7 protein-coding genes and 1 pseudogene are annotated in these 7,712 nt (G+C 72.1%); all 8 read right to left on the bottom strand.

The annotated features are described in order from the left end of the window. Positions 1 to 18: 18 nt before the first annotated feature. On the bottom strand, positions 19 to 618 hold the full coding sequence (locus tag ABD308_RS12225; protein WP_344332513.1) for a hypothetical protein: 600 nt from the start codon (positions 616 to 618) through the stop codon (positions 19 to 21). 120 nt (positions 619 to 738) lie between these two features. Further along, positions 739 to 1,776, bottom strand: a complete 1,038-nt coding sequence (locus ABD308_RS12220) for a substrate-binding domain-containing protein (protein WP_344332509.1) — start codon at positions 1,774 to 1,776, stop codon at positions 739 to 741. 37 nt (positions 1,777 to 1,813) lie between these two features. Next, entirely contained in the window at positions 1,814 to 2,854 is a 1,041-nt protein-coding gene (locus ABD308_RS12215; RefSeq protein WP_344332505.1) for a PstS family phosphate ABC transporter substrate-binding protein, read from the bottom strand. 143 nt (positions 2,855 to 2,997) lie between these two features. Then, a complete protein-coding gene (locus ABD308_RS12210; RefSeq protein ID WP_344332501.1) occupies positions 2,998 to 4,056 on the bottom strand; it encodes a PstS family phosphate ABC transporter substrate-binding protein in 1,059 nt (352 codons plus the stop codon). Between the two features lie 375 nt (positions 4,057 to 4,431). After that, positions 4,432 to 4,839, bottom strand: coding sequence for a hypothetical protein (locus ABD308_RS12205; protein WP_344332497.1), 408 nt, complete (start codon positions 4,837 to 4,839; stop codon positions 4,432 to 4,434). Next, positions 4,829 to 5,260 (bottom strand): YegP family protein, encoded by a 432-nt coding sequence (locus ABD308_RS12200; RefSeq protein ID WP_344332493.1) that lies wholly within the window; start codon positions 5,258 to 5,260, stop codon positions 4,829 to 4,831. The genes ABD308_RS12205 and ABD308_RS12200 overlap by 11 nt, the downstream gene beginning before the upstream one ends. Positions 5,261 to 5,492: 232 nt before the next feature. Next, the gene (locus ABD308_RS12195; RefSeq protein WP_344332523.1) at positions 5,493 to 7,145 is read right to left on the bottom strand and encodes a sensor histidine kinase; all 1,653 of its coding nucleotides are present in this window, start codon (positions 7,143 to 7,145) and stop codon (positions 5,493 to 5,495) included. A 246-nt stretch (positions 7,146 to 7,391) separates the two neighbouring features. Next, positions 7,392 to 7,712, bottom strand: a pseudogene (locus ABD308_RS12190) (hypothetical protein); the annotation flags it as partial.

Genomic DNA, 7,712 nt, shown 5'->3' with positions numbered 1-7,712 from the left:
CCCCTGGCTGATCTTGCGTCAGCTGGCCGGCGTGTAGGTCAGCTTGAAGGAACCGATGGACTGACCCGCCTTGAAGAAGTCGGTCTTGAGGTTGGTGTCCAGGTACTGCGCACCGTCGGCGTCGATCTGCAGGTCCGGGGCCACCAGGGTCTGGGTGGTGCCGGTCCGGGAGATGTCGGCGTCGCCGGTCGGGTCCAGCAGCTTGACCGCCGTGGTGCCGTTCACCGGCACACCGGTGACGGTCCAGGTGGCGGCGTCGAACTTGAGCCCCTTGAAGGTGGCGCTCTTGCCGGTGAAGACGTTGACGAAGAGCAGGCCACCGCCGAGCTCGACGCCACCGACGTAGTTGGGCAGGTTCGCCTTGCCGCCGGTCACCGGGAAGGTGGTGGTGATGCCGGTGGTGCTGTCGTACGAGGGGGCGGCGGTCGGCAGCGGGATGACGACGATGCCGTTGAGCGCCTGGTCCTTCAGGAAGGTGGTGCTGGAGGTAACCACCGCGCTGCCGGTGGCCGGCGTGCTCGCCGGGGCCGTGTCGGCGACGGCCGCACCACTCATGCCGGTAACGGCGAGAACGACGGCGGCACCGGTGGCGGCGAGACGGGCGCGGGTACGGGACATGCTGTGCTCCTTGGGAGAGGTGTGTGCTGGGTGGTGCAGGCGACCTGAGAAGGCCGCCCCTGCGGCCGGCCGCCCCGCACTGCCCGGCGGAGGCGGCGGCCGAAGCATCTCGGTGGCCGGTCAGCCGTGCATGACGGTGCCGCAGCCGTTCACCGGCAGCGGCAGGAAGCCGTGCTGCCGGATGATGGTGGTACCGCCCGGGCCGCACAGCAGGCCGCCCTTCGCGAAGACCGCCCGCAGCGCGCTGGTCCGGGGACCGGTCCCCAACCAGTCGGCGTCGCGGACGACGGTGTAGAGGATCCGGCCGTACCCGGTGACGGCGAACGGGGCGTTGATCGTCTTGTTCACCGTGTCCACCGGCGTGATGCCGTCGATGCCGCGGACGGTCAGCTCGCCGGGCGCGTCGGTCGAGGTGCTCTGGCCGAGAAGGGTCTGGCCGACGTAACGGCCGACCGCGTACGGGATCACCACGTCGGGGTCGTTCAGGGCCGGGTCGGTGCCCTGGTTCTCCAGACCGCCGCTGGTCACGCACAGGCCCGGGATGACGCCGCCGATGGCCGTCAGGAAGTGGTCACGCGTACCGGAGCCCACGCCCGGCAGCGTCGCCTTGATCGTCGCGCTCGGCAGCGCCGGGTCGATCTGCTGCCAGTTGGTCTTCACGCAGCTGTAGATGGCCCGCAGGTCGGCCGTGGTCAGGTTCGACGGCGCGTGGCCGCCGGCCTTCGCCGCCCAGGACACCGCGTCCTTGGCGAACGCCACGAAGAGGTTCGACGGAAGGTCGCTGGTGTAGCCGGGCCCCCGGTCCGCGCGGGCGAAGTCGACGGTGGCGGCGGTGTTGACGTTCAACGCCGTGATCCCGGCCCAGGTGTTCGCGGGGCGGTAGATGGCCGTCGCGCCGTCCTTCGGGACGATCTGCGCCGATCCGCTGGCGTCCCAGCTGTACATCCGCGGCGAGGTGGTGTCACCCGCTGCGGCCAGGGCGGCGTTGTACTCCGCGGAGACCTGGTTGAGCAGCGGTCCGGTGGTCGGCGTTCCGACCCCGACGATGTCGGCCGCCGCCGGCGTCCACGGGTCGGCCGAGGCGGTTCCGGTGGTGCCCAGGAGGAAGGACGTGGCGAGGGTGGTACTCGCCAGGATGCCGACGGCGGCCTTGCGCATATGCGTGGTCCTTAACGGGTCTGAGGCGGAGTCGTGCTCAGCTGGTGGTGCCGCAGGCGCCGGCCGGAAGCGGCAGGAAGCCGTGGCTCTTGATGTCGGCGAGGGCCGTCGTGTTGCGGCAGATCCAGCCGGACGTGCCGAAGATGTTCCGCAGTGCCGCCCCGTGCGCGTCCGTCGCCGTCCAGTCGGCGCCGCGGACCAGGTCGTGGAGCACCCGGCCGTAGACGGTCGCGGCGAACGGGGCGTTGATGGTCTGGCTCACCGTGTTCACCGCCGCGATCCCGTTGATGCCGCGGACGGTCAGCGATCCGGGCGCGTCGGAGCCGGTGCTACGGCCGAAGTAGGCCTGGCCCACGTAGTGGCCCACCGAGTACGGGACCAGCGCGTCGGCGTCGTTCAGGACCGGGTCGGTGCCCTGGTTGTCCTCGACGCCGCTGGTGACACAGGCACCGGGAATGATCGGCGTGCCCCCGCCGAGGGCCTTCAGGAAGAAGTCGCGCAGGCCGGAGCCGGGCTGCGGCAGGAACGGCTTGATCGTCGCGTTCGGCAGCGACGGGTCGATCTGCTGCCAGTTCGTCCTGACGCAGGTGTAGATGTCCTTCAGCTGCGCCGTGGTCAGGTTCGCCGGCGCGTGGCCCCCGGACTTCGCGGCCCAGGAGGCCGCGTCCTTGGCGAGCGCCACGAAGGTGTCGGTCGGCAGGTCGGAGGGCAGCCGCCCCCGGTCCATCCGGACGAAGTCCACGGAGCTCGGGACGGCGTGCAGGTAGGTCTGGCCGATCCCGGTCCCGGTCGGCCGGGCGACGGACCCGGTGCCGGCCTTCAGGACGATCGGCGTGGGACCGGTCGCGTCGAAGCTGTACAGCCGCGGCGAGGTCGTGTCACCCGCTGCGGTGAGGGCGGCGTTGTAGTCCGCGGAGAGCTGGTTGAACAGCGGGGCGGTGGTCTGCGAGCCGACGCCGACGATGTCGCCGGGGTTCGGCACGACGGGCGGGTCGGCGAGCGCGGCCCCCCCGGTCAGACCGACCAGCGAGCCCGCGAGCGCGGCGACGGCGAGCGGCTTGCCCATGGTCGTTCGCATCGTTTCTCCTGGTCCCTGTGTGGTGGCGGCGGCATCGCCCGGTCACGCTGTGTTGTGCGAGCCGGCGGCCACGGGTGTGACGCCCGTGGCCGCCGGGACGTGCGGTCCTACAGGTGGTGCCGGTGGTTCAGGTGCGGGACGGCTCAGATGTGGGTGGAGACGCCGCAGCCGTTGTCCAGCTTCAGGAAGCCGTAGCTCTGGATGTCGGCGATGGCGGTGGCGTTCTTGCAGATCCAGCCGTTGGCGCCGAAGATCGAGCGGAGCGCGACACCGCGGGCGGCGGTGGAGGTCCACTCGGACTGACGGACCACGTTGTAGACCACGCGGGCGTAGTCGGTCTGGGCGAAGGCGGCGTCGATCTTCTTGCCGGCGACGTCGATGGCGGTCACGCCGTTGACGTTGCGGACGGTCAGCGGGCCCTGGGCGTCGTTGCCGACAGCGTGGCCGAAGTACACCTGGCCGATGTAGTGGGCGACGGAGTACGGGACGATGGCGTCGTTGTCCTGCAGGGCCGGGTCGGTGCCCTGGTTCTCCTGGGTGCCGGAGACGACGCAGGCGCCCGGGGTGACCGCGACACCGGAGCCGATGGTCTTCAGGAAGTAGGCACGCGTGCCGGAGTCGGCCTGCGGGAGGAACGGCTTGATCGTCGTGGCCGGCAGCGACGGGTCGATCGCGTTCCAGGTGGTCTTGGCGCAGGTGTAGATGTCCTTCAGGTCGGCCGTGGTGAGGTTGGCCGGGGCGTTGCCGCCCGCCTTGGCGGCCCAGGACACCGCGTCCTTGGCGAAGGCGATGAAGTAGTCGGTGGCCTGGTCGCCGGTCTGCGGGCCGCGCGAGGAACGGGCGAAGTCGACCGTGGTGTTGGTGTTGTTCTCCAGGGCCTTGATGCCGGCGCCGGAACCGTTCGGGCGGGCGATCTGGGTCGCACCGGTCTTGGTGGCGACGATCGGGGTGGTGCCGGTCGCGTCCCAGCTGTACAGCCGCGGCGAGGTGGTGTTGCCGCTCGCGGCGAGGAACGCGTTGTAGTCGACCGAGAACTGGTTCAGGATCGCCTGGGTGGTGTCCGAGCCCACGCCGACGAAGTCGTTGGCGGTCGGCAGGGTCGGCAGGGTCGACGGGTCGGCGACGGCGGTGCCGCTGGCGACGGTGACGACCGAGGTCGCGATGGCGGCGGCGGCGAGCAGCTTGGCAGCGGTCTTGCGCATGTTCCTGTTCCTCCGGTGGGAGAGACGTGCATCGCGTGCCCGGGTACTGCTTGTCAGTCCCGGGGCCGGGAGCCGCGTCCGCGGCGGCCCGTTCCGGCAGTGCCGATCCTGTCGGTCGGCGCGGTTCCGTCGGAAGGGCGGACGGTCGGCGCGGGCGATTGTCGATTTCTCGGTTCGGTGAGGTTTAACAACAGGTCAGCGCCGCCGCGAAGGGGGAGAAAGTCGCAGGTCAGAGGCCGGTGACGTTCTTCTCCAGGTGGCGGCTCGGGGGGTTGCCGGATACCTGTGCTTCACCGGAAGAGGGGGAAACGGGGGCGCGGGCGGGGCCAACGCGAGAAGCCGCCCGAGGGCGGCTGGGCGGCGGCGGACGGTCCGTCAGAACGGCCAGGCGTCGTCCCGTCCGGGGCGGCGCAGGTCCTGGCCCAGGCGCTGGAGTCCGGCGAGGAAACCGGTCACGCCGGCCTGGCACTGGTCGCGCCGCAGGTACCCGCGGGCGCTGCGGGCCACCGGCCCGGCCGCGTCGGCGGCGCCGGGGCGGGTGGTGCGCAGCGGCAGGTACGCCGCCCAGACCCACAGCCGGGCCTCGGACTGGCCGACGGTGCAGCGCAGCGCGGTCCGCTCGATGATCAACTCCCGGATGGCGTCCGCCAGTTCTGCCTCACCTCGGTAGGTGCGCACACCGACGCCGAGCTGCCGTCCGTTCGCCGCGCGCAGCGTCCAGGAGAGCGCGCGGTCGCCGACCGGGACGGTCAGCAGCCGCGGCCCGCGCCGGTCAGCGGACATCGGACGTTCTCAACGACGGCCCCCGTTCGATGAATTCATGACGCACGGGCGGCTCCAGGGCCGGCTGCTTGGCCAGCAGCACGACGAACCGCCGGAAGGCGTTCTGGCAGGTCGCGTACCGCTCGTAGGCACGGCTGGACCGCACCTCCGGCAGGGTGCGCGAGCCCGGGATCACCCAGATCCAGCCGATGCCGTCCCGGACGTGCGTGATCCGGGCGGTGAGCCCCTCCGCGACGGCCCGTAAGCCGTCGAAGCCGCGCTCCGCCTCCCCGGCCGTTTCGTACGCGGCCGGGGTGACCGCGACGACGCGTCCGTTCGGTGCCTTCAGTTGCCAGCGGTACCGCCCGTCCGGTGCCCGTTCGGCCCGGAACCCCCCTCGACTTGCCCCTGCTGCGGTGTGACCGCGGCCTGACGCGTCCACTGCTCCCCCACAGTCCGGTACCTCTCCGAGACGGGAGTAAAGCTATGTGTGCACACGAGAGCGCCGGAAGGCCGCGAAATGCACAACTTGCTCCGTTGGCCGGGAAGTTCTCTCTCGTTAAACTTTCACCGAGTGCACACCAACCGCGCGCCAACCAAACCCGCTGTGGATCCCCGTCGTTTACAAACCGTTCGAAGACGCCCGGGTAGGTGCCGATGGTCCGGACGGACGTTCACAGCCGGGCCGTCCAGTGCACCCGGGTGCCCTTGCCGTACGGGCCCGGCTCGTGCCAGGCGTCGCCGCCGAGCGCCTCGGCGCGCCGGGTCAGGTTCCGCAGGCCGCTGCGCCGCCCGCCCTCGGGGATGCCGACGCCGTCGTCGGTGACGGTCAGCAGGACGCCGGGCCGCCCACCCCGGTCCAGCGACTCCGGGTCGCCGCCGACCGGCCGGCCGCCGTCGTCCAGGTGCACGGTGGCGTCGACCTCCACGCCGACCCGGGAGGCCCGGGCGTGCCTGGCCGTATTGGACAGCATCTCCCGCAGTGCGGCGAGCAGTTGACGTTCCGTCTTCTCGCCGACCAGGCTCTCCACCGGGCCGACGAAGGCGACCGAGGGCTTGAAGCCGAGCGCCGCCGCGGTCTGGCTGCACTCGCGCAGCACCCGGGTCCGCAGGGTGTCGGGCGCGTCGCCGTGGCCGTCGTGCTGGAGCGCGTAGATGGTGGTGCGCACCTCCTGGATGGTGGCGTCCAGTTCGTCGACCGCCTCGCCGATCCGCACCTTCACCTCGGGGACGATGGCACGCCGGGCGGCGCTCTCCAGCATCATGCCGGTGGCGAACAGCCGCTGGATGACCAGGTCGTGGAGGTCCCGGGCGATCCGGTCGCGGTCCTGGAAGACGGCCAGCCGCTGCTGGTCGCGCTGGCCCTCGGCGAGCCGCAGCGCGAGCGCGGCCTGCGAGGCGAAGGTCTCGGCGAGCTGCTTCTCGGCCTCGGAGAACGGCACCGCGCCGCGCGAACGCCAGACGCAGAGCCCGCCGAGCACCCGGCCGGCGGCGACCATCGGCACGGCCAGCGAGGGCCCGAAGCTGCGGGCGAGCCGGATCACCACGGTCGGATCGGTGGACATGTCGTCGAGGTGGACGCTCTCGCCGGCCAGCAGCCTGGAGGCGAAACCGTCCGTCGGCAGCAGCTCGCCGCGGACGAACTCGGCGGCCTCCCCGGAGGTGTGGGCGATCCGCAGCCGGCCGTCCACGGTCGGCAGCAGGATCATCCCGAGCGCGGCGTCCGCCAGCTCCCGGACCTGCTCGGCGGCGACGGTGAGCGCGACCTCCGCCTCGTCGGTGGAGAGCAGCGCCGTGGTGACGGCCGCCGCTCCGGCGATCCACCGCTCCCGGCGGCGGCCCTCCTCGTAGAGCCGGGAGTTCTCGATCGCGACGCCGGCCGCGGCCGCCAGCGCGTGCACCACCTGCTCGTCCTCCGGGGTGAAGGCGCCGCCGCCGCGCTTCTCGGTGAGGTAGAGGTTGCCGAACACCTCGTCGCGGATCCGGATCGGCTCGCCCAGGAAGGTCCTCATCCCCGGGTGGTGCGGCGGGAAGCCGTAGGAGCGCGGATCGGTGCTGAGGTCGGTGAGCCGCAGCGGCTCGGGCCGGTCGATCAGCGCGCCGAGGATGCCCCGGCCGACCGGCAGCTCGCCGATCTCCTGGACCGTCTCCTCGTCGACGCCGACGTGGATGAAGTCCTGCAGCCCGTGCCCCCCGGGGGCGACCACCCCGAGCGCGGCGTACCGGGCGTCCACCAGCTCGGCCCCACCGGCGGCGATCCGGTGCAGGGTGGCGTGCAGGTCGAGCCCGGCGCCGACCGAGACGACGGCCTCCAGCAGCCGCTGCATCCGGTCGGTGACGGCGGCCGCCGACTGCAGCCGCTCCGACACCTCGGTGACCAGCGTGTCCAGCCCGAGCGAGGAGATCTCGGGCACCCGGTGCGGCGCGGGGTCGGGTACCGGTTCCGGCGGGGTGAAGTCCGGCAGGTCAGGAGTGGGGTCCATGGTGAAGAGCGTAGTTTGTACGGTTTTCGACAGAAGTAGCGACGCGACGGGCCGGGGCGGGCCCTTCCCGGCTCTCCCGGCTCCCCCCGGCTACCCGACCGCCAGCGGCAGCCCGTCGGTCTCCCGTTCGCGCTCCGCCATCCCCCGCAGCCGGCCGCCGGGGAGGGCGAGGAGGTCGGACCAGCGGCCGCGTTCGACGACGCGGCCGGCGTCCAGGACGAGGACCTCGTCGACGGTGGTGTCGTCGAGGCCGGCCAGGCGGTGGGTGATCAGGACGGTGGAGCGGCCGGCGGTGGCGGTGAGCAGGTCGGCGGTGAGGGCGTCGGCGGTGGGCAGGTCGAGGTGCTCGGCGGGCTCGTCGAGGACGAGGACCGGGAAGTCGGCGAGCAGCACCCGGGCGAGCGCGAGCCG

It is taken from the genome of Kitasatospora putterlickiae (assembly GCF_039527695.1).
Classification (GTDB): Bacteria; Actinomycetota; Actinomycetes; order Streptomycetales; family Streptomycetaceae; genus Kitasatospora; species Kitasatospora putterlickiae.
This window is presented reverse-complemented; position numbering and strand designations above follow the sequence as displayed.

What these genes read in the sequence shown, in the direction of transcription:
- ABD308_RS12225 (WP_344332513.1), bottom strand. Translation starts at nt 618, where the DNA reads ATGTCCCGTACCCGCGCCCGTCTCGCCGCCACCGGTGCCGCCGTCGTT.
- ABD308_RS12220 (WP_344332509.1), bottom strand. Translation starts at nt 1,776, where the DNA reads ATGCGCAAGGCCGCCGTCGGCATCCTGGCGAGTACCACCCTCGCCACG.
- ABD308_RS12215 (WP_344332505.1), bottom strand. Translation starts at nt 2,854, where the DNA reads ATGCGAACGACCATGGGCAAGCCGCTCGCCGTCGCCGCGCTCGCGGGC.
- ABD308_RS12210 (WP_344332501.1), bottom strand. Translation starts at nt 4,056, where the DNA reads ATGCGCAAGACCGCTGCCAAGCTGCTCGCCGCCGCCGCCATCGCGACC.
- ABD308_RS12205 (WP_344332497.1), bottom strand. Translation starts at nt 4,839, where the DNA reads ATGTCCGCTGACCGGCGCGGGCCGCGGCTGCTGACCGTCCCGGTCGGC.
- ABD308_RS12195 (WP_344332523.1), bottom strand. Translation starts at nt 7,145, where the DNA reads ATGCAGCGGCTGCTGGAGGCCGTCGTCTCGGTCGGCGCCGGGCTCGAC.